This window comes from Paenibacillus sp. Soil750, assembly GCF_001428045.1.
GTDB classification, from domain to species: Bacteria; Bacillota; Bacilli; order Paenibacillales; family NBRC-103111; genus Paenibacillus_E; species Paenibacillus_E allorhizoplanae.
In genome coordinates this window covers 119,486-141,378 of sequence record NZ_LMSD01000010.1, presented here as the reverse complement: position 1 = coordinate 141,378, position 21,893 = coordinate 119,486, and the positions used below count along the sequence as shown (strand labels likewise).

21 protein-coding genes and 1 pseudogene are annotated in these 21,893 nt (G+C 43.1%); 5 read left to right on the top strand and 17 right to left on the bottom strand.

The window, feature by feature from the left end; translation table 11 throughout:
* Positions 1–233: 233 nt before the first annotated feature.
* The 3 genes from ASL11_RS11110 to ASL11_RS11095 form a co-directional block, all read right to left on the bottom strand.
* On the bottom strand, positions 234–569 hold the full coding sequence (locus ASL11_RS11110) for a hypothetical protein (RefSeq protein WP_056613480.1): 336 nt from the start codon (positions 567–569) through the stop codon (positions 234–236).
* Between the two features lie 500 nt (positions 570–1,069).
* On the bottom strand, positions 1,070–1,522 hold the full coding sequence (locus ASL11_RS11105; RefSeq protein WP_056613478.1) for a hypothetical protein: 453 nt from the start codon (positions 1,520–1,522) through the stop codon (positions 1,070–1,072).
* 892 nt (positions 1,523–2,414) lie between these two features.
* The gene (locus tag ASL11_RS11095) at positions 2,415–2,765 is read right to left on the bottom strand and encodes a winged helix-turn-helix transcriptional regulator (protein WP_235550448.1); all 351 of its coding nucleotides are present in this window, start codon (positions 2,763–2,765) and stop codon (positions 2,415–2,417) included.
* A 240-nt stretch (positions 2,766–3,005) separates the two neighbouring features.
* On the opposite strand from ASL11_RS11095, the pseudogene ASL11_RS35395 reads away from it, so the two are divergent.
* The 4 genes and pseudogenes from ASL11_RS35395 (at position 3,006) to ASL11_RS11070 (ending at position 6,422) form a co-directional block, all read left to right on the top strand.
* A pseudogene (locus tag ASL11_RS35395) lies at positions 3,006–4,016 on the top strand (LLM class flavin-dependent oxidoreductase).
* A 28-nt stretch (positions 4,017–4,044) separates the two neighbouring features.
* Positions 4,045–4,965 carry an NmrA/HSCARG family protein gene (locus ASL11_RS11080; protein WP_056613471.1) on the top strand — a complete coding sequence of 307 codons (921 nt, stop codon included), beginning with the start codon at positions 4,045–4,047 and terminating at the stop codon, positions 4,963–4,965.
* A 413-nt stretch (positions 4,966–5,378) separates the two neighbouring features.
* Positions 5,379–6,218 carry an SPFH domain-containing protein gene (locus ASL11_RS11075; protein ID WP_056613469.1) on the top strand — a complete coding sequence of 280 codons (840 nt, stop codon included), beginning with the start codon at positions 5,379–5,381 and terminating at the stop codon, positions 6,216–6,218.
* 12 nt (positions 6,219–6,230) lie between these two features.
* The gene (locus tag ASL11_RS11070; RefSeq protein ID WP_056613468.1) at positions 6,231–6,422 is read left to right on the top strand and encodes a toxin-antitoxin system HicB family antitoxin; all 192 of its coding nucleotides are present in this window, start codon (positions 6,231–6,233) and stop codon (positions 6,420–6,422) included.
* Positions 6,423–6,470: 48 nt separating this feature from the next.
* Here the strand turns inward: ASL11_RS11070 and ASL11_RS36395 are convergent, their stop codons facing one another.
* From ASL11_RS36395 to ASL11_RS11050, 5 genes are all read right to left on the bottom strand, one after another.
* Complete coding sequence (locus tag ASL11_RS36395) at positions 6,471–6,626, bottom strand: hypothetical protein (protein WP_157256889.1); 156 nt, start codon at positions 6,624–6,626, stop codon at positions 6,471–6,473.
* Between the two features lie 157 nt (positions 6,627–6,783).
* On the bottom strand, positions 6,784–8,019 hold the full coding sequence (locus ASL11_RS11065) for a hypothetical protein (protein WP_056613466.1): 1,236 nt from the start codon (positions 8,017–8,019) through the stop codon (positions 6,784–6,786).
* Between the two features lie 62 nt (positions 8,020–8,081).
* Positions 8,082–8,915: a hypothetical protein gene (locus ASL11_RS11060; protein WP_056613464.1), complete on the bottom strand. Its 834-nt coding sequence runs from the start codon at positions 8,913–8,915 to the stop codon at positions 8,082–8,084.
* Positions 8,912–9,601, bottom strand: coding sequence for an ATP-binding cassette domain-containing protein (locus ASL11_RS11055; RefSeq protein WP_056613462.1), 690 nt, complete (start codon positions 9,599–9,601; stop codon positions 8,912–8,914). Before ASL11_RS11055 ends, ASL11_RS11060 begins: the two co-directional genes overlap by 4 nt.
* Positions 9,598–9,984, bottom strand: coding sequence for a GntR family transcriptional regulator (locus ASL11_RS11050; RefSeq protein ID WP_056613461.1), 387 nt, complete (start codon positions 9,982–9,984; stop codon positions 9,598–9,600). The genes ASL11_RS11055 and ASL11_RS11050 overlap by 4 nt, the downstream gene beginning before the upstream one ends.
* Before the next feature lie 230 nt (positions 9,985–10,214).
* On the opposite strand from ASL11_RS11050, the gene ASL11_RS11045 reads away from it, so the two are divergent.
* Positions 10,215–11,519, top strand: coding sequence for a DUF2515 family protein (locus tag ASL11_RS11045; RefSeq protein ID WP_162261630.1), 1,305 nt, complete (start codon positions 10,215–10,217; stop codon positions 11,517–11,519).
* Between the two features lie 14 nt (positions 11,520–11,533).
* Here ASL11_RS11045 and ASL11_RS11040 read toward each other — a convergent pair whose 3' ends face one another.
* From ASL11_RS11040 to ASL11_RS36390, 9 genes are all read right to left on the bottom strand, one after another.
* Entirely contained in the window at positions 11,534–13,228 is a 1,695-nt protein-coding gene (locus ASL11_RS11040) for a putative polysaccharide biosynthesis protein (protein ID WP_056613457.1), read from the bottom strand.
* Between the two features lie 46 nt (positions 13,229–13,274).
* The gene (locus ASL11_RS11035) at positions 13,275–13,754 is read right to left on the bottom strand and encodes a DUF456 domain-containing protein (protein ID WP_056613455.1); all 480 of its coding nucleotides are present in this window, start codon (positions 13,752–13,754) and stop codon (positions 13,275–13,277) included.
* Between the two features lie 52 nt (positions 13,755–13,806).
* Positions 13,807–14,544 (bottom strand): Cof-type HAD-IIB family hydrolase, encoded by a 738-nt coding sequence (locus tag ASL11_RS11030; RefSeq protein WP_056613452.1) that lies wholly within the window; start codon positions 14,542–14,544, stop codon positions 13,807–13,809.
* Between the two features lie 47 nt (positions 14,545–14,591).
* Positions 14,592–16,466, bottom strand: a complete 1,875-nt coding sequence (gene asnB, locus ASL11_RS11025) for an asparagine synthase (glutamine-hydrolyzing) (RefSeq protein WP_056613450.1) — start codon at positions 16,464–16,466, stop codon at positions 14,592–14,594.
* A gap of 687 nt (positions 16,467–17,153) precedes the next feature.
* Entirely contained in the window at positions 17,154–19,214 is a 2,061-nt protein-coding gene (locus ASL11_RS11020) for a peptidoglycan D,D-transpeptidase FtsI family protein (protein ID WP_056613449.1), read from the bottom strand.
* A gap of 18 nt (positions 19,215–19,232) precedes the next feature.
* Entirely contained in the window at positions 19,233–19,967 is a 735-nt protein-coding gene (locus ASL11_RS11015; RefSeq protein WP_056613447.1) for an HAD-IA family hydrolase, read from the bottom strand.
* Between the two features lie 10 nt (positions 19,968–19,977).
* Complete coding sequence (locus tag ASL11_RS11010; RefSeq protein ID WP_056613445.1) at positions 19,978–21,126, bottom strand: transglutaminase domain-containing protein; 1,149 nt, start codon at positions 21,124–21,126, stop codon at positions 19,978–19,980.
* A 40-nt stretch (positions 21,127–21,166) separates the two neighbouring features.
* Positions 21,167–21,595 (bottom strand): hypothetical protein, encoded by a 429-nt coding sequence (locus tag ASL11_RS11005; RefSeq protein WP_056613443.1) that lies wholly within the window; start codon positions 21,593–21,595, stop codon positions 21,167–21,169.
* 55 nt (positions 21,596–21,650) lie between these two features.
* A complete protein-coding gene (locus ASL11_RS36390) occupies positions 21,651–21,806 on the bottom strand; it encodes a hypothetical protein (RefSeq protein WP_157256887.1) in 156 nt (51 codons plus the stop codon).
* Between the last annotated feature and the right edge of the window lie 87 nt (positions 21,807–21,893).

Here is a 21,893-nt window from a genome sequence, read left to right as displayed (position 1 = left end):
TATTTATAATTAATAACTTACATACGTTATTAGTTCAAAACTTTATTAAATCAATGATATTAGAGAACAAAAAAAGCGTTCGAATTAGGATTAACTAATACGAGCACTTTGGTACCTCGGTTTATTTATTCATTTTTCATGTAATCCCCAATTGCTACAGTATTCCGCAATACTGCCTATTGCTTTTAACAAAACGAGAAAACTACCGTGGCGGTCTGAACGGAGTGGTTTCTTTAATAGGACTTCTCTTTTATATGAAGTTCATTTTTTTCAGTTTTAGGTATCAGAAACAATAACCCCTTTACAAAACAAACCATGCTTAACATCCATATTATACCTATCCAAGCTATGGTTAAAGAATTATCAATCGAACTGGCTGTGGCTCTTGTTTCCAAAATCCTTATCCAACCTAATGCACCCCAAGAAAATAGTAGTAAGTGAGCTAAAAACCAACCGAAGCCACGCTTTCTATATTTCACCATCAAAGTAATTACAATGATTACTACAATTCCCATTACAGCAATAAAACCAGTTCTAAGTAAAGGGATTACCTCTTCTTCCATCGACATATAAATCAATCTCTCCTTAACTAAAAATCGCCAATGAAATCCATGTTTTATTGACATACATTAGGAATTATTTCCCCGAGGCTAATTCTAGAATTACTTTGATATCCTCAGTCTCTATATGTCTTATATTCAAAATTGCCCCTCCAACTCGTTATCTGTTCGAAACAATTTCTTTTTTATTTGCATCATTTTTCCTAACAGGTATTCCATATTTTTCAGGGTGAGTAAAATATTCTTCATAGTTCAGAGTTCCTACGATGTTAAAAGATTTTGTATTACTATCATAATCAAAAATAACTAGTTGTTGATAGCCACTACTATGACCTGTATCAACTATGCCGATTCTATTAGGTGCAATCTGTACTACCCTACCACGATTATCTACATCTACATTGGGCATAGGAGATTGAATGTATTTATCAGTTGGTTTGAATGCAATAATTACAAGACATAATTTGCTAGTAAAAAATGATCGTACCAAATCGTGTTCGGGAATATAATTATATCCACGTTTGAAACGATTTATTGACCATCTTTACATTGTTCATTTTTGCCCAACTCTTTAAATCCGGAATACCTCTATCTTCATCCCTTGAATACCTAAATGCCATATCTAATGGGACTATCTTCCTCCTATGAAGCAATATTCCGATAACAGGCTTAAAGTACCCCTTGGTCATTATCACTTTAATATCCCCCGAAGTAATTAGAACTCCATTTAATATGATCTTGTCAATGGATAAGCATAACTCGGTTGGTTTCTTGAAGAATGTTCTGTACAATGCGAGTAACAGTACAACTAAACAAAGAAGTATCACCGTTGCCGAAGCGTAATATACTCCTATCCGATCCCATGATCTCAGTACAAGAATAGATTGACTACATATAATAGCAATCATGCCTAAAATGGTTCCAACCCCTGGAGGACTCTTAACCAGATACTTTTTTTCCATCAATATGCCCCCTCCCTTGTTTTAAATCCCTAATCCAAATATACCACATATTGGAACTATCCTGCCCGTTACTTCAACGAGGCTGCAGATTGATACCGGCAGCCTCGTACTGGTTTTATTATTGAATAATCGTTTTCCGTTAGCCCAATACGGCAAGTCCAATAGATAGGACTTGTCTTACATTTTGTTATTGGACAATAACAGCTTCAGTTTTTGTAAGCCAACTGTCAATAGCTTTCAATGGGAAATATATTGTATTCCCAATTTTCACATACGGGATTTGACTTGTAGTTGTAGCCCCCATGGATTGCGGGCCCAGTTTGTCTACCGCAGTTTCACTAATACCTAGGTATTGGGCTAATTCAGAACGGGTTAAAAGCTGATTCTGAAGATTAGAAGATGGAACCTCAACGTTATTTTTGTNCTACCGCAGTTTCACTAATACCTAGGTATTGGGCTAATTCAGAACGGGTTAAAAGCTGATTCTGAAGATTAGAAGATGGAACCTCAACGTTATTTTTGTTAAATGAATTTGATATGAGCCAGCACCCAATTATTAAACAAACACCTAAAAATACAATGGTCAATGCATTTACAGAATTTTTCATTTTTTCCTCCTGCAATATATTTATTTTTCATATTCGTCTACGTAATAATAAACTCCTTTTACAATGTAGTTATTATTTAAATATTATATTACGAATGCTACCCTTTATTAGCGTGGAAAAGGCAGCCGATCATCATGGCCGGCTGCCGAGGTGTCTTTATTCAGCTATCGTTATCCGATCATTAGGTCGGCTGCCTTCTCTTGTTGTTATTGAACTAACGTTCTGCGTTAGCTTAATAAATAATAAATAACAAAATATGAGAAACGAATCCCCCAATAGTAACGCTAATTGTGTTTAGCGACTATGGTGTAATTCTTCAAATTCTCTTCCCCCCAATCATGCATTGCCTCTATTATTGGAAAAAATTTTGATCCTAAATCTGTTAATGAATACTCTACTCTTGGCGGAACTACCTTGAATACTTCACGATAGATTAATTTATCCTGCTCTAGTTCCCTCAACTGTTTTGTCAACATGGCCTCAGTAATCTCCGGAAAACATCGACGGATCTCTCCAAAACGTCTAGGCTCCTCTGAAAGATACCATAGGAGTAAGAGTTTCCATTTCCCTCCTAACATTTGTTGAATTTTTGTTAAACCACAGTCAGGTGAACGGTACTTCGTATTTTTAGTCACATTTCTCCTCCTAAAAAAGCCAAATAAAATCTCATTACTACCAAAAAACATAGTACCTATTAAAAATAACAGTACTTGTTATTATTGCTTATAAGGAATAAGGTAATAGTACCACTTTTGCTGTGGTTTTAAAATAATTGTTTCATGAAAGATTATGAAGGAACAACTTTACGTGAGCATTTAGGAGTACCTTATCAATATGGACGTGAGATCAATCACTAGAAAGGATGTAGGCAGAACATGGTTCAACGTTTATCTATATTGGATATGGCTCCAGTCGATCATGAAACATCAGCCAAACAAGCTTTAATAAATTCGGTTAAACTAGCGAGTAAAGCGGATGAACTAGGTTACGAACGCTTTTGGGTCACGGAGCATCATAATCTTTACTCCGTAGCCAGTGCTTCGCCCGAACTGTTAATCGGTCAAATAGCTGCGAATACACAGCGCATACGGGTTGGTTCAGGTGGCGTCATGCTTCCCAATCATTCTCCGTTAAAAGTAGCTGAGAACTTCAAACTACTGTAGACGTTCTACCCAGATCGCATTGACTTGGGTGTGGGCCGTGCACCTGGAACTGACAGTAAAACTGCGCTTGCCTTACGTCGCTCTATGAATTCATTAAACGCAGATAATTTACAAGAATTGCTTCGTGAATTAAGAGGATATGACCAGCCTTCAGAGTCATTGCCTGATGATTCATTTGCTCAGATAATTGCGATGCCTCAAGACGCACCACTTCCGCCAATCTGGATTCTAGGGTCCAGTCCTTATAGTGCCCAACTTGCGGCAATTGAAGCAGCCAACTACTCTTTTGCATATCATTTTAATCCTGCAGGGGCAAAAGAAGCCATCTCATTGTATCGCAAGCTTTATCAAGCAAATCATGGCGTGTCAGCACCAGATGTTATATTAGGCGTTTCAGTAATCGGCGGAGATACGGATAAAGAAGTAGAGTATCAAAAAAGAATCCTAAGCTTAAAATATTTACAAAGCTTAGGGTACTTCAACGGTGTTGATCCACTGAAGGCACATGAGTTAGGGTTTTCTGAAGCTCATCATAAAGTTGCACAATCGTTTTTATCTACGATTGTAATAGGTACGTGGAGCGAATTGAAGCCGAAATTGGACTTTTTGGCGGATACCCTAGGTGTCCAAGAACTCATCGTGTCAACTGCCCAAGAAGGCTTTGATACGCGCTTAAAATTGTATGAGAAACTTGCTGAGCTCAATAATTTACAACCAAACTAAAAATATACCCATGAAAGGTGTTATCAAAATGAATAATCAAAAATTGATTTTAGTTACGGGCGCTACTGGATTACAAGGTGGTGCTGTTGCAAATGAAGCATTAAAACAGGGATTTAAAGTTCGTATTTTAGTTAGAGATAAAAATTCTACTAAAGCCCAGGCACTTATTCAAAAAGGTGCTGAACCTGTAGTAGGTAACTTTGATGACACATCCTCTTTGGAAAATGCTATGAAAAATGTCGATGCTGTTTTTTCAGTTCCGATTTCTGGAATAGATACCAATGAAACGGATCGAGAGAGAAAACAGGCTTTTGCATTAATTCAATGTGCAATAAAAAGTGGCGTAGAACAATTTGTGCATACTTCCGTTGCAGCCACAAGCAGATATAAGGAATTCCCAGATTGGGGAACAGGTTACTGGTACGAAAAATATTGGACAGATAAGTGGGATATAGAGGAAGCTGTTCGTTCAGCAGGTTTTCCTACATGGACTATCGTGAAACCAGCATGTATTATGGAAAATTTCACTGCTGAAAAATCTGCGTTCATGTATCCTGATTTACAAAAAGGGGAAATAAAAACGGTTACGTTTGCGGATACACCTATAGATCACATTGCAATTGAAGATCTTGCTTCTTTTGTGTGTGCAGCCTTTGCAGATCCTAAAAAATTCAATAAACATAATATTGAGTTGGCTGCCGAATCGATTTCATATAAAGAAATTGCCGAGATCATCTCGGAGGTAACAGGAAAAGAGCTTAAAATTACAACACTTAGTATTGAAGAAGCATTAGAGCAAGGAATTCATCCATTAGCTGTACGAGGTGAACAATGGAACAACGTAGTTGGTTATAATGTAGATATAGATTTATTAAAGACTTACGGTATTAAATTAACTTCGTTTAAAGAATGGGCAAAAAAATATAAAGACAAGTTTAAAATAAATTAACCGCCAGTTAGATGAAAAAAGCAGCCGCTCACAATGCGCGGCTGCTTTCATATTTGTAACGAGTTAAGGTTTTTTCTTTTTAATAAGCACTTTTTTATTATTACTTTTCAACTAGACTGCCCGTTAGCGGGGTGAAGGGCTACCATCATGCATGCATGTCGTGTGGCAACCACCACAGCTAATCAACAAAAGACCCTCCCCAGAAATAAAAAAAGTGAATGTTCACAAAAGTAAACACTCACTAACGAATTCTATTTTCCACTAACGGACTTTATTTTCCACTAACGATCTTTATTTTCCTTGATCAGCCGTACCTATTCCTCCATGGAGGTATAATTACATTTTACAATTTAAGTAAAAAGTGATATCATTTAAATATCACAATAATATACATTATAGGGGGTCTTCAACGTATGAAAGAAACGAAAGCATGGGCACTCAATGGCTTTATCGGCTTACTCTTATTTTTCGCCGCGCTCGGGCTAGGTATTTACAGTTTTACACAAGAGAGATTTTTGATTGGGGCTATTTTGATCGTAGTAAGCATAATCTCCCTGACGACAGTTAATGTCGTTCAGCCGAATCAAGCCTCAGTCATTACTTTTTTCGGGAGCTATCTAGGGACGATTCGCAAAAGTGGCATGTGGCTCGTAATCCCCTTCTCTTCACATAAGAAAATATCGCTGCGGGTTCGCAATTTTAACAGTGTTAAATTAAAAGTGAATGATATCGATGGGAATCCGATTGAAATTGCTGCTGTGATCGTGTTTAAAGTCGTAGATACGTACAAAGCTTTGTTCGATGTAGATAGTTATGAGAAATTCGTTGAAATTCAAAGTGAGACTGCACTACGTCATGTAGCTAGCAAATATCCTTATGATCGTTACGAAACAGAAGGTTATTCGTTAAGAGGGAACGCCGATGAGGTTGCTGCTGAGCTGAGCACGGAGCTTCAACATCGTCTTTCCGTTGCAGGTGTTGAGGTGATTGAGTCCCGTCTGACTCATCTGGCCTACTCCACCGAAATTGCCAGCGCCATGCTGCAGCGTCAACAAGCTTCTGCGATTTTATCAGCACGCTCCATTATTGTCGAAGGCGCCGTGGGCATGGTTCAACTGGCTGTCGAACAATTGGAAGCGAAGGGCTTGCAGCTTGACGAGGAGCGTAAAGCTGCCATGATCAACAATCTCCTAGTTGCGATTGTGTCTGATCGTTCTGCGACTCCGGTCATTAATACCGGAACGTTGTACTAACGGAGCCATGTCATGGCTCCCAAGAAGAATTTCCCGCTTCGACTGGATCCGAAGCTGCACCAAGCTCTTGAGCAGTGGGCTGAGGACGAGTTCCGAAGTGTTAACGGACACATTGAATATTTACTCCGAGAAGCGCTCCTCCGTTCGGGAAGGCTCTCCAAATCTGTAGCCGCGCAGCAAGCGAATGAAGAATTGGATAACTAACAAAAAACATCTTACATGTTGTAGCCATGTAAGATGTTTTTTATTTTCTTAAGTTATAACATCAATCGTTGGTGCAGAAATGGTCTGTGGAGTACTAATATCGGAAATTGTGTTTGAGAAATCTGCAACTTCGAGTACGACAGGTGTGCCAGCTGCTGCTAAGATCGTGGATAGCACTAATGAAGCTGTTGTTAAAGTCGACATTTTCGCTTCCGGATAGGAATCACCTCACTGACCATTCATAGATTAGGATATTCTACGCGAGAAATTTTACCTTAAATTGGATATTCACCTCAGTACGTATCCCCATTTATGACATACAAAACCCCCTGATCATTGTGATTAGGGGGTTCTCTACCTTTTATTTCTGCACTTTGATTCCGTTCGCATTGATATAGTCAATACTATGCTGATCCTTACGCTCAACTTCTCCCTGATAGAGGATGTTCCCCGTTTGCAGTTCAACGATTGCAGCGGATGTTTTGGGATGATGACCGGACATGAGTAGGAGTAGGTACAATCGATCCTTCTCTACTACGCTATAGTTGACTCTACCCCACTCTTTCTGAATAGCTTGAAGAGGTAATTGAACATCACGAATCACTTTATTCTCCGCTACATTAATTACCATGACGTGAGTGTCTTTATTTTCCGATATAGCAGCCAATGATAGCTCCTGATTGGCATACTGGATAGACATCCCCATCGAGTTATCCTCCATCAAAAAGCTATGCAGTGGCTCACTCTGCAGTGTCCGCCATTGTCCGTTCCAAATATCGTATACACGAATCTCCCGGTTTACTAACCCTTCATTTCTCTTTACGGTCTGACTTTCGACCTTATCTATGATTTTATTTTCACTGCGATCAAATATCGCATATCCACTTGGGCCAATCTGAGCATTGCCCGCTATATACCATGTGGTCGTACTTATTTCATTCGATTGTGTTTCAGCAGCAAGGATCTGCTCGCTTTTCAGCAAGCTTTTGCTTGTAAGATCAATCGTATACATATCGTATCCAACATGATAGAACTGCGGATATTTGTCGGTTCGCATACGATTAACAAGTACCTTCATAATCTGATCTTTGACCTGAACATCATGGATACTTATATATTCGTCGTTTTTCTTGTCTGTAAGAACATGAAATGATGATGTTTCTTGGTCCAATTTTCCCATTATTGAGATGGTTAACCTGTTAGATTGCACCTTCGATACATCATTGTGAGCTTCAGTAGCCACATACGCAAGTACCTGATCATCCTCATAAAATGCATTCACATCATTCTTCCCTCGCATGAAAGAACGATGCTCTTTGACAAGCCTTTTCAAATCGTCATCATAGTAGGATTCAGCATCAAGCCTATCCAAATAGGAGAGTTGCTCGACTTCCGACTCGCTCCCCTTCGTAGAAACGGTAGTCGTAATGCCATCCATATTTACCTTAATTTGCAGCCCGGCAGCATCGCTTTCTAAGCCTTTCATCGTTTTTAACACATACTCCGGCTTCTGATCACCAGTACCTGACACATAATACGTTCCCAAAGCTAATACACAAAAGGGTATCAGTGTAGCAAGCAGCCAGTATCGTTTCATGCGTGCACCTCCTTAGCATTGTCTTTGAAAGCTTTTCATAAGAATTTCGAGAATTCGAGAATTTACACCGTCACCTTTTTTCGCAGCAAATAGGAACTAAATCCTATTGAAACGGCGATCATACATAGTCCGATGAACACCTGCAACAGCACGATTTCGCTTGAAAATAAAGGAATTGTAATTCCTAATTGACTTATTTCTTGTGGCAAAACGATCACGATCAGAACCGCTGCACCGTACAGAATACCTGCAACGATGCCCCTCCAACGATAACTTCGTTCCAGCAGTATGGCCGTAAAGAGTACAAAAACACCTAGAATGCCAGCTCCATAATACAAAATAAATTGCATAACATAGCTAGGCATAAACAAATTCAGCAAAGGATCTCTTCGGATCAGTTCCCCTATAGAAACCGTTACTCTTAGTTCAGCTGGAATGATGGCACAGAAGGAGGCCAATTGAAGCGGAATTACCACAAATTGTAGGGAAACAAAACCAAATACAAACAGCACAATCGCACTTAATTTAGCGAAATAAACATTCATTCGTGATGTTGGCAACATAAGCAGTCGATACGCAAACGTATTCCGGCCGAACCATTCCTTGTACCAAATCATGAAAATATATAAGACCAGAACGATTGCACATAAACTGATGGCTCCTTCGTACCAGACAGAATGAAAAATAAAGATAAGATTCAATTTTTGAAATTTTTCCGCGTATTGCGCTTCTGTTCCACCATTTCTGTCCACCCAAGTATGTGCATCACTGAGATAGGATTGGGCTGTAAGCCAAATCCCCACAAACTGAGATACCACTAACAGGAGTGCCAAGGCACCATACAGTTTACTAAACCGTACAATTTCCCAGTTCAACAGCTTGATAAAGTATTTCAAGTCATATACACCTCTCTCATGACATCCACCACGGATTTACCTTCGTTCGACCGCATTTCCTCTGGATAAAACTGTTTCCTAACCTGACCTTGATCCAGCAAAACCACTTTATCAATTAAATGCTCGATATCATGGATTTCGTGGGTCGTGATCAGAACACCGCGGTCTTCCATCAAATGGCTGGTAAAAACGGCTGTAATTTGCTCGCGACTAAACATGTCAATCCCCGAGAATGGCTCGTCCATAAGTAAATAGTCGGCATCCAATGAAAGTCCCAGCAGCAGATTCGCCTTAGCTGAGTTTCCTTTGGACAAGCTAGAAAGTCGATCCTCAGGATTCAATTTGAAAAAAACGATCAACTCTTCCGCTCGCGCCTCATTCCAGTTCGCATAGAAATCCTTCATAAACAGACAAGCTTCCTTTATTTTCATATGAGAGGGCATCGTTATGGTGTCAGGAATGAAGACAACCTTCTCATACGTTTTCGTTGTTGGAACCTGACCATCCACTCGTATGGATCCTCCTTGAATGGGGGTCAGCCCCATGATTGCCTTCATGATCGTGGATTTGCCCACGCCGTTTATCCCAATCAAACAGGTGATTTGGCCTTTCTCTGCGGTAAAGGAAACGAGATCCAACACATTTTTTCGCCCATATCGCTTCACAAGCCCATCCACTTCAATCATTCCGAAACCTCCCTTCCACGTTCAGCCTCATACTTTTCTTTAACAACACGCAGTAATTCATCCGTTGGCAGCCCAATCTTGCTAATGGATTGAACGAACACGCCAACGGCTTCTTGAATGAGTTCTTCACGAATGGTATTCAAAATATGCTTATCCGTCGTTATCCGACTCGGGGAATTACCTGCAGTTGTGATCAACTTCTGCTCCTCCATTTCTTTATACGCCTTCTGTGCGGTATTCGGATTGATTTGAAGCAGCCCTGCTAGTTCGCGCCGCGACGGGATTTCTTGTCCGCCTTTCAGCCTGCCAGTGGCCATTTCCTCTTTAAAATACCTGACAACCTGCAGATAAACGGGATCGCGATTATTAAACGTAATGTTCATCTACCCATCTCCTATGTTCCTTTCTAGGTAAAACTGGAATTATTTAGTGTATGTACTAACTAGTTCATACACTTTAAGTGTACTATACTACCCATACACTTATTCTGTCAACATTTGGATATTGCAAGGAAGTATTTGCTCTGTTTTTACTCCCTTTGACATACCTAACTAGTTACATGCAAATAATAGAAAGAAGGATTAAGAAGGATTTTGTTTCTAGAAAGGAGGCCATGATGAGAGTCAATCTTCCACCAAAAAACAAGGATAATCAGGGGTTTTACGAGAAAATGCGAGGACTGCCAGGTGCAGTTGTACAGCTTGTTAAACAGCAGGCCGCTAAGTTCATGACTTCCTCAGAGCTTGCTGAACATGGATCATCGACTCCCAACATCGAAATCCCTCTTGCCACACAAGACAGATTAGAAAAAGCGTTGCATCAACAAATTGCTCTACAACACGGAGGCGTCATATCTCCCCCCACTACTGTTCAAGAACAACAGATTGTGGAACAAATCATCGCCCAAACTCAGATCAATAATCGCAATAACGTGACACGTACACAAGCCTACTGGGCTTGTTATCGTGATTATCCTGAGCTGCATTGGGCCTTGTTAGCCCACATGGTTTCCCGCAACGGAGGCTGGTGCATGACGGATTTACGTGGTGAACTTATGCCTCACCTGCTGAACAACGATGCCACGGAGTATATATTTTCCTTTCTTGAGCGCGCGAACGCCCTTATTTTCCAAGATGCTTACCCGCAATTACTGCTCTATGCTGAAAGCAAAAGAAGGCGGCTTAACCTATTTCATCTTCTTCCTCATTTACATATATCCGCTTGGATGCTCCCCATCTGGCAGGAATTCTGGATTTATCAAGATTCGGCACTTCTCACCATAGGTCTAATTGTCAATGAGCAGCATTATGTCGAGGAACGTGTTGTTCAGAATCCACTCTACAAACAAACGGTCTTAGATACCGCTCTGTTCAAAACACAAGGCTGGCTGCAGCTTAATCATGTCGGATTCCCTTTTCGTTCCACATCCATGGATCCACCTCAACCCCATCTTGCTGGCCTTATTCTTGAAAATTTCTCAAAGCTCTCCGAACGCATCGAATTCGGCAAAAGCCTATACGCGATTCTGTTTGGAGCTCCAGGTGTGCTTCAAGGCGCTTTAGCTTTCGCCTCTGCTACTCCACACACCGGTTCTCGTTCCGACTACTGGCCTCATCTATTCGCCCCCATACGAAAAACCCCTCCTGATCGCAAATATCAGGAGAGGCTCGATGGCCACAGCCTTAAGAAAGGAGCTGCGCCGTTCTATAGTCCCCCGCTTCACTCAGCATGGCCTGACAGGCCAATGGCTCCAGTTGAGCGAGGTGATTGGTTTAAGCTTGAACATGAACCTTTACAGCATATCAGCTCGATGAAGGTTCCACGTGCTTTCGATTTGACGCAAGATCTGTGCCTAGGATTGAGCAAAATTGAACTCGCTGTTCTAAGTGCACAAGCGATTAAGAAAATCATTCGCTAACAAGCGCGATGTGATTACGAACGTCGGAGCAAACGACTCGCTTTCCCAATGAGCTTCTGTATGGGTGATGGAAAGTTCTTCACATCATCCTTCGTCACCACACGCGTCATCATGAGCATAAGGGGATACAAAGCCACTGTTAATCCGCAGATCAGCACCGCTTGGATACCTTGATTCAAACGGTACCAAGAAAATGGCACCACATAGTTATGCGTCACCCATTCCGCTGCAAAGCCAAGAACGCCGATGACAATGATTGTTATGAGAAGTCCACCGAATCGACGCCCCAGAATCGTGAATGATACTTCCTTACGGAGAGTGCGTAAATTCAGCCATGACATCGCGATAAAGCAAAGTCCTGTTGAAATGATGATGCCGTATATGCCAAACCAATGCCCGAGCACGAAGCTGCCAAGCAGCTTAATTGCGATGCCGACACCAACATGAGCCATTAATGGCTTCATCCGTCCCATCCCCATCAGAACGGCTCCTGAGGTCTGCATAACGATCTGGAACATCGCGCCTGCCGTCAGCAAGGAAATCATCGCAGGTCCATGGGCAATGCCATAGGCGGAATCCTCATACCCAAACACGAAGAAGTCGATCGGCCTAGCCGCAATACTGATCATAAGTACGGCAGGAAGACCCGAAAGAATTGCGAGCTGCAGCACACGTGTCGTCTGCTGTCCAACCTGTTTCAAATCTTTGCGTGAATACGCTGCTGAAATAATAGGTACAACCGATTGGCTCAAGGCGATGGCCAAAATAATGGGAATCCCCGCGAGTGATTGCGCGCGTCCACCAATGATCCCGACTAAGCCTAGGGCCTCCGCGGCACCGATCTTATCTTCAAGCAACGGGATAATCATCGAGGTATCGATCGCATACACCAGCGTTACGGTGACGGAGAAAACGACGATTGGGATCGAAAGCTTTAGCAAGCTTCGATAAATATCCCGATACCTGAACAATTCAGCTGGTTGATTGCCTGTACCTGTCGCTCCAATCTGCTCTGCTGCAGCTTGTGATACTGCCCCAACCGACTGACGTGTTTGTGCATCATTTCGTTTCAGCTTCATAGCGTAATACAGCATGACGGCAAGTGCGGCAACACCTCCGACAACGCCTCCGAAGGAAGCCCCTGCCACACCCCAACCTAGTGAAATATTGAGCAACAAATAGGCAAGTAAAATGGACGTAATCAATCGGAATATTTGTTCCACCACTTGTGAAATACCATTAGGCATCATATGTTGTCTGCCTTGGAAGTAGCCGCGCATAATAGCAATAAGCGGGAAGAACAACATCGCTGGTGCAATGGCTCTAGTCGCCAGCGTAGCATCCGGTCCACCGTGCGAAATATTCTCAGCATAAATAGGTGCGAAGACGTATAACAGTACCGTCATCCCAACCCCAGCGACTACAGCAAACCATATCGCTGCCCGATAGATCCTTTGTGCTTCTTGCGGTCGACCGATGGCTCTCTTCTCGGCAACCATTTTACTTAATGCACTCGGAATACCCGCTGTTGCGATAACGAGCAGGATGGAATATAAATTAAAAGCAATAGAATAGCTGCCCATCCCTTTTTCCTCAAGCAGATGCACCAGCGGTATTCGCTGGAAAACGCCGAGAAACCGCGCTACAAGCGCGGCTACGGTGAGAATGAGCGTCCCTTTTACAAGGGAATCTTTGGTTACCTTCGTCAAGTCCGTTCCTTCTCTCTCTTACAGTTTTCTTACGTCTATCTAGGCCTCAAAAGATCCACAAGAAGAAAATAATAATCATTGCCAGCTGCAAAACGATTTTCACCACTGAGCTGGCAAAAAAACCAAGCACAGACCCAATTCCTGCGCGTACGGCGTTCTGCCAGGAGGTTCCAGCAATCAATTCACCCACTACAGCGCCAATGAATGGACCTAGGATGATCCCGAATGCTGGAATCACGAAAGGACCAATGATCAAACCAATGGTGCTTCCGACGATTGCCGGTTTCGAGCCGCCGAACTTTTTGACCCCTAATGCACTAACCGCGTAATCCGCCACGATAATAATGATGACAACCAAGGTCTGGATCAACCAGAACCAGAAGCCGAAGTGCTTCCAGGTGATTAGCCAGCCATAGATGAAAAAGGCCGCATAAATAGCCAGTACACCAGGAAGAATCGGATAAACGGCCCCCACCATTCCGATGACAAATAAAAGAATAACGACAATCCAACCCAAGGTAATCATGCGCAGTTCATTCCTCCATTATAGCGTGAATGTGGTGGATCTTGGTCCTGGGCTAGGCAAGCAAGTAAGTGCGAATGACTTGTGCGACAGCATGCTCATTGTTCGTAACTGTCGTAATATCAGCGATCCGCTTCACTTCTTCCTGGGCATTTCCCATAGCCACCCCTAGTCCTGCCTCACGAATCATCGCAATATCATTTTCGCTGTCACCCATAGCAATCACCTCGGACATCGCAATGCCCAGAAGTTGGCACACCGTTTCTACACCCGTTGCTTTGCTGATGCCGAGCGGGTTCAGTTCCAAGTTCGACGGGTGTGAATTGGTGATTTCAAGGGTCCCCCAACTCGACACCACATCGCGAATGCGTTGCAATTTCTCTGCATTATCTGTGAAATATCCAAATTTAAGCCATTCATGCTGATTCATATCCAGCCCTTCGCTCTCGCGATTGAACACACCTGCTACGGAATACGCCCACCACCAGCAGTCATTTTCCACTGCTAGCTGGTGCAAATTACGTATCGTTTCAATCGGTACTAGCGTTCGTTTCAGCAACGTATCTGGCGAAGCCCATACTTCACTGCCGTTTACCACAACAAGGGGCGTTGAAAGCCCCAGCTCCTTAATGAAAGGCAAAGCACTGATGGCACCGCGTCCCGTGGACATGATCACCACTTTACCTTGTGCAGAAGCTTCGCGAATCGCCGCTTGATTCTCCGCAGATATTTTCTTGTCCTCGTTCAATAAGGTGCCATCCATGTCAAGTGCGATTAATTTATAGGTTCCCATTCGCGCCAACTCCTGTCTCATGCTGCCTTACATTTGCCATTGTCATTCTAGTAAGCAGTGAGCACTTTCTTAGGCAGCTCTTCCATGAACGTTTTGTGCCAAAGTGCAAAAATATAGAGAGTCCACAAGCGTCGTGCGTAGTCCCCTTGACCGATGCGATGCTTATGCAGCATTTTCTCAACTGCCTCAATGTCGATGTAATCCTCTATCCCGCTGGTTTTGATTTGGTCCATCACCATATCTCCCATAGCGCCTTTCATCCAATCCCGCAGGGGTACTGGGAAGCCTAACTTCGGACGATTCAGAATCGGATCCGGAATGATGCCTTCCATCGCTTTTCGGAAAATGTACTTCGTTGTCCCATTCGCTATGCGATACTTCGCTGGAATACGGCGAGCCACTTCGAACAGTTCCTTGTCCAGAAAAGGAACGCGCAGCTCCAAGGAATGCGCCATCGTCATTTTGTCGGCTTTCATGAGAATATCGCCAGGCATCCACAAATTCATGTCGATGTACTGCATCCGGCTTACTGGATCCAAATGTTTCGTTTTGTTATAGTAATCGCCGGCGATTTGCACGGGATTCTTGTAGGCGCGCAGCATCTCACTATCGAGACGGAGCACTTCCGCTTTCATATCCTCGGAGAAGATTTTGGCATTCCCGAGGAAGCGTTCTTCTAGCGGAGTCGTTCCCCGCAACACATAGTTGCGGCCTTTCACTCCACTCGGCAGTATGCGTGCGAAGCGGTTCAGCATGCGCTTCACCGATGACGGCAGCTGATCCAGCGGCTTGAGCGACTGCGGCTCGCGATAGATGCGATAGCCGCCGAACAGCTCGTCCGCGCCTTCGCCGGACAGCACGACCGTTACGTGCTCACGCGCAAGCTGAGCGACGTGGTAGAGGGCAATGGCCGAAGGATCGGCGACAGGCTCGTCCTGGTGCCAGATCGCTTTCGGCATCGTCGCAAAGAAATCATCCTGCGTGATGATTTTATCGTAGTGCTCGGTCCCGAGCGTAGCTGCGGTCTGAGCAGCGATCGGCGTTTCGTTGTTGGCACCATCGAAGCCAACGGAGAACGTGCGGATCGGTTCGATATTCCGCATGTGCGTAGCAATCGCCGTCGAGTCAATCCCACTCGACAGGAAACATCCGCGTTCCACGTCGCTGACCATGTGAAGCTTGACGGATTCTTTCAAGCCTTCACGAATTTGTTCCACATAGTAGTCAAATGGCTTCTCTTCTGGCTCAAACATAGGATCCCAATATTTATGTAGGGTCATTTTGCCGTCAAAAGTAATTGTAACCGAGTGAGCAGGCGGCAGCTTATAGATACCTTGAAACATCGTATGCGGCTCTGGCACATATTGAAAGGTCAAGTAATTCAGCAAGCTGTCCGTATGGATCAACCGATTCATGCCTTCCGCCGCAAGCAAGCTCTTGATCTCCGAGCCGAACAGGAATTGACGGTCACTCACATGATAATAAAACGGCTTAATGCCGAAGTGGTCTCTCGCACCAAACAGCTGCTTTTTCTTGCGGTCCCAGATAACAAAACCGAACATACCACGCATATGCTTCACGCAATCCTCGCCAAACTCCTCATAAAGATGGACGATAACTTCTGTGTCACTTTGCGTGCGGAAAATATGACCGCGCTCCTTCAACATCGTGCGCAGCTCTTTGTAATTATAAATTTCACCGTTGAAAATAATCCAGACGGTTTCATCTTCATTCGCTAATGGCTGATGGCCTTCTTTGATATCAATAACGGATAATCGTCTAAATCCTAAGCCAATGCGATTCTCTGTCCAGAAGCCAACATCATTGGGCCCCCGATGTACGATCACATCTGTCATTTGCTGAAGCATCGCCTCTGTTGGTTCTCTATCTTCAAAATACATTACACCCGTAATACCACACATGGTGAGACTCACTCCTCCGTACTCTCATCATTCTTTCTCTTGGACAACCGATATATTAGTATACCATATCAGGCCGTCTTTCAGGAAATACCGTGAGCGTACGAGAATGGCTGTATCCTATAGAAAAATGATGGAAATGAGAAGTCGTTTTAGAGAAGCAGATAAACGGCTTTTTTTCATGAGATTCGACCACCTTTCCTCTGCACACAAAAGTTTACCTCGGGCAACATTTAGGGTGAACTAAGTTCCTACCCTTGGAATAGGATATGCCGTTGGGGAGTAACTGGTGCACATTGCAAAAATGGCTGAGTATTATTACTCAATTACTTGTCCCAGTAACTTAACTTAACTTAAATTAACTTAACTTAATTCAATTCAATTCAACACAACACAACACAACACAACACAACTCCACTCAACTAAAACTTAACTGTAATTTGTACAGCTATTTCTGCGGAATTCCTGTGACAAATCATAATAGATGAAAAACATGTAGCTAATTCTCCCCCAACAGCGTGTATCGGCGAAAATTTCCTGAAATTAACTGTACAAAATCCAGCTATTCTCGATTTATATCGATTTTACGAAGAATTAGCTACAGGAAATCCATCTAATCGCAAAAAAAGAGCTTGCCGCAGCAAGCTCTCTTCCTATTCATATCTCTTTCACTATCTCTCTTCCGCTTTCTTACCAAGGTCTCTTCCCGCCGCCAAGTTTCGTCAGAACGCCACCGTACGCCGCATCATAAGCCTCGAAGATTTTCGCCGCAATCGGTGATGCCCCATATCGTCCGAAACCACCTTCTGGTACTACGACCGCTACAGCCAGTTTTGGATTCTCAACTGGTGCAAAGGCGATCAATACGGCATTCTCAACCCTTCCGCCAGCCACATCCTGCGTGGATGTTCCTGTCTTACGAGCGACATTGAAGGGTAATTCGTCAATGCCTTGAGCGCCGCTTTTCATCCCATGAATAATTGTATTCCAGTCCGCTTGAGAAAACTCCTTGGATGAATCATCTAGGACCTCAGGCTCAATCGTCTTCACCAGATTGCCTTGATAATCACGTATTTCTTCTACGAACTGAGGCTTCATTCGTTTCCCACGGCTAGCAAGCGTTGCCGTATATTGCGCAAGTTGCAGCGTTGTCGTTTTCTCATTCTGTCCCCAGGATGCGTAAACCATCGCGGATTGATAACTGTCCTTCTCCGCATTTTTAATAAAGTCATTGGATCCTGCGTACTCACCAGGCAATCCACTGCCCGTTTGCACACCCATGCCGAACTTAGCTAAATACTCCGCCCATTTGGCTGTCACCTTTGCGTTTTCCCGCCCGTATTTATTCCAGAAAGGGATACCTACCATCGCCGACATATACGTATTCGAGGAAACCTCAATGGCGGACGACGCGTTTAAGCTGCCATAAGCGTGTCTATCGGAGTTTGAAATGGAGCTATTGCCATCCCTACCAAAGGTGAATGTACCTGTATCATTGTAATTTTGAACCCCCGCTGAAAAGAACTTTTCTTTCAATCCGATTAATACGGATAACGGTTTAATCGTTGAACCCATGAAAACAATGGAAGAAGGATGCTTTGCATTTTCTTTGGCGTCTGGATATTTGGCTTTGGCTGTAGTGATCGTACCATTCTGTATATAAGTCTCGATCTCCTTATAGGTGGCTGTTGCCATCCCACCTGTCCAGGCATTCGCATCATAATCCGGGTAGTTCGCCATCGTAATGACACGTCCAGTGTCCACTTCCATCGCTACTGCGAAGCCCGAGGAGGCCTTTACCCCATATTTCAAATACGCATCATTCGCATTGGAAGGAGAACGGAGATACTGGATATGATCATGGAGCATTTTCTCCGTCGCCTTCTGAACGTCCTTGTTGATCGACAGATACAGATTATTCCCCTTAATGGGAGCTGTCACTTCGGCTCTTCCAATGATTTTCATCGCGGCATTCACCGGATACTTCTTACTGCCGTTCTTGCCGCGCAGCTCATCTTGATACATCCGCTCGATTCCATCGAAACCGACATTCTCATTGCTTAAATATTCTTCACTATTCGGATTATCCTTATAGATTTTTTTCGCTGTTTCGGTTGAAAATGCATTCGTATATCCCACTAATTGCGTAGCAATTGTTGTCTTATCGTCCTCTACCTCATAGGTGCGGATGCTTTCTTCCGTTACTTCCAGCCCTTTGTATTCATCCCGGTGTTCCAGCAAAAACGCAATTTCAGCATTGGATAAATCCGCTTTAATACGGCGTGGTACGGAATAGTAGCTCGGATCTTTCACTGGCTTTTTATTAATGTCATAACCCAGGTCCATTGCAAGGACAATCTCTTCAGCTGTTGGGCTAACGGTATTCGGTTTCGCAAACTTATCAAATACTTCGCTCTTAATGCGTTTGGCTAAATCAATATTAGCATCCTTATCCTGACCTGGTTCAATACGGAAAAATAAAGACTGTACGGGAATGGTATACGCCAGTGGGGATTTCGTAGAATCATAAATATTGCCGCGAATCGGAGCGATTTTGTTGGTTTGATTCGTGTTGGTATTCTCTGCAGCCTTCAGATCCTTGGCTTGAACGAATTGAAGAATCGCTAACCGCACAATGAGTACGGAAAAAAGTAAAAAAGTAACGAAGAAAAATATATTGATCCGAAACGAAAAGTGCCGTTTTTTAGTGATTTCTTTTTTCTTCGGATCATCCATAATGGATGACTTCATGCGGGTTCATATCCTTTCTCAATTAGGCCGTACTTCACCGGCAGGCTCCTGAATCAACTCGAGTAGGGATCGGATTCCATCTCCCGTGTGATAAGGGTACCGAATAATACGAACAGCATCTATTCCAACTTGATTAGGGGCCCAAATATCATTCGTCTCATGATCCCCGACATACAGTACATCACTAGCCTCAACGTCTGCCATCTGTAAAGCAAGCCGAAAAATAGCAGGGTCAGGCTTCTCCAGACCAACTTCAGTTGATACCAGTACGGGGTCAAAATAGTGTAATACCCCTTTGTCAGCCAGAATGGCTTTCAGTGTAGGAGCAAAATTAGAGATAATACCAATACGAAAACCTTGTTTCTTCAGCTCTTCCAGAAATGGCTTCACATCATCGAATAAATCATAATACTCCGGTGCAGTGAAAATCTCGTATAATTCATGACAGCAGTTGAAAATCTCTTCCTCTGTCCAATCCTCATGAACGCCTAACTTATGCAGGACATAGTGGTATAGGTTAACCCAGAATTCACGATCTGACTCTGGACTGCACACCACGAAGTTATCTTTTTTTTCAACATAATAAAATAGACGAAAAGCTTCTGTAAAAAGTTCATTAATATGATCTTCATCCCGATCAACTGCGCGCAGCTGCAAGTACTGCTTCAAAATCGTTTGTGCCGCAGGAATCGTTACTAACGTATCACCTGCATCCAAATAAATCATTTTATAAGAATTTAACTCTCTCCGCATATTCTCTCCTCTAAACGTCCCTCACATGTGTTTGATCGAAATTCGGCGGATTGAACCAATTTGCTCCGCTTGCCACCCAAGTGGAATCCAGAGGTACCCACTTATTCGTTTCCTTGAGATACACTTCATTCCAAGCGTGCGGGCCATATCCTCCCTGACCATCATATCCTAGACCTGTGACAACCTTCACATCAAGTCCAATGGATCTGGCCATTTGTGCGTATAACCTTGAATAATCAATACAAACGCCTTCTTTGGTATTGAACGTATCCTCAGGTGTTTGCTCCTTCCAAATTCGCTGTTCTTCATATAGCTTCACTTTATTCCAATCATACTGAACTCGGGTTCCGACCCAACTGTACAGCAATTTAGCCTTCTCTTCATCCGTTGTCGCATTCGCTGTAATTTCTTTGGCCGCATCCGCAATGTTACCCGGGATTTTCGCGTCAAGAACTTCATATTTTCGTTGCAAAATATTCGTGAATTCTTGCTCTACAGCACGTGTGAAAACAGGCGCCTTCTCCGCTATAAAATCACCTGTGAACGGTGAGATTACTTCTTGAGCTCCTTTTTGATACATATGTGAGGACTCAATATACGGGGTTAGCATCGAGTGAGGGAATAAGGAGACATAAATGAACAAAATAGCGATAAGCATAAGAGCTCTAGCAAATCCAGCTATGGATCCAATGGCCCCGCCTGAAACCGAACTCAAGATCGAATGGCTCCGTTTGGGCATGGCAAATCGTTCAGCCAACCAACGCCCTAACACTAAATCAACCAAGTGATTCAGGATTTGTTTGATAATCACATAGCCAAGGATAAATAAAACCCCAAAACGAAGTAATGGAAAATCGCGTAAACTAGTAATCACGGTATAGTAAGCTTGTTTTAACGCACTTATGTCCACCGTCGGAATTTGCAAATTCTGATCTTTCAACCATGTTTGAATCCATGGTGAAATCAGTTGCACACCCTTCCAAGCCAGAAACATGGTGAGGATGGCGAGCACCGCTTCCACCAACATAGCTACGAAATGCCTGGCTGAGCCAGAGCCACCACGGAAAAATCCCTGCAGCACAGAAGCTGCAATCGTGAGAACGATCAAGATGGATATAAAATTGATTGAAATGGTTGAAAACCACGCGTTATCCGTCATGCGTACTCACCTTCCTTTGATAGGCTAGCCCAGCTAGTGACTAGGCATTTTTCCTTGCTTGCTCAATGAATGCATTCACGGCAGCATTTGCATTCATTTTGAATGTTTTTCCGAGAAAAGTAACCTGAACCTCGTCGGATCCTGGTTTCCCTTCTACTTGCAAACTTTTCGTCGTAATTAAGAAGGAACCGTCCGGGTTAGCCTTGAATTTCGCCTCTTTGGCTTCGGAAGTCAAGGCACTAACCGCCTTATCCTTGATATCATCGCTGACTTGAGAAATAACCGTTGCCCCAATATCTTTTATTTTATCCTTATAACTCGCTCCATAAACGATAAGCGCCCCAACGATGACAAGGACTACGACCCATTTCACCACGGTTTTAACAATACCAATCACAATAAATAAAACAATAATAGCCCCTACTATTAAATACCAACGATCCTGTGCAAACGAAATCCACTGATCCATCTTTAACCCCTCCTCATAATCCAAAAGTCCCTTCCTATCATACTACATGGACTCCTTAATCTTCATCTCTTTTTTTCCTTAACTGTGCTAGCTTTTGCTCAATTTCTTTGGTTTTATCTATGCTTTTTCCAGTTCTACGATAAGATTGCCTTAAACGAAAAACAAGAAAAATTCCGACTGCAGCCAAAAGTATAAAAACGATAGGGTCCATGTGTCCTCCCTGTTTCGAATTTGTGTCATTTGTCCCGAACGGTCATATCCTTGGGACGAGCGGCGTAAAACTTAAGAAGAGATGAAA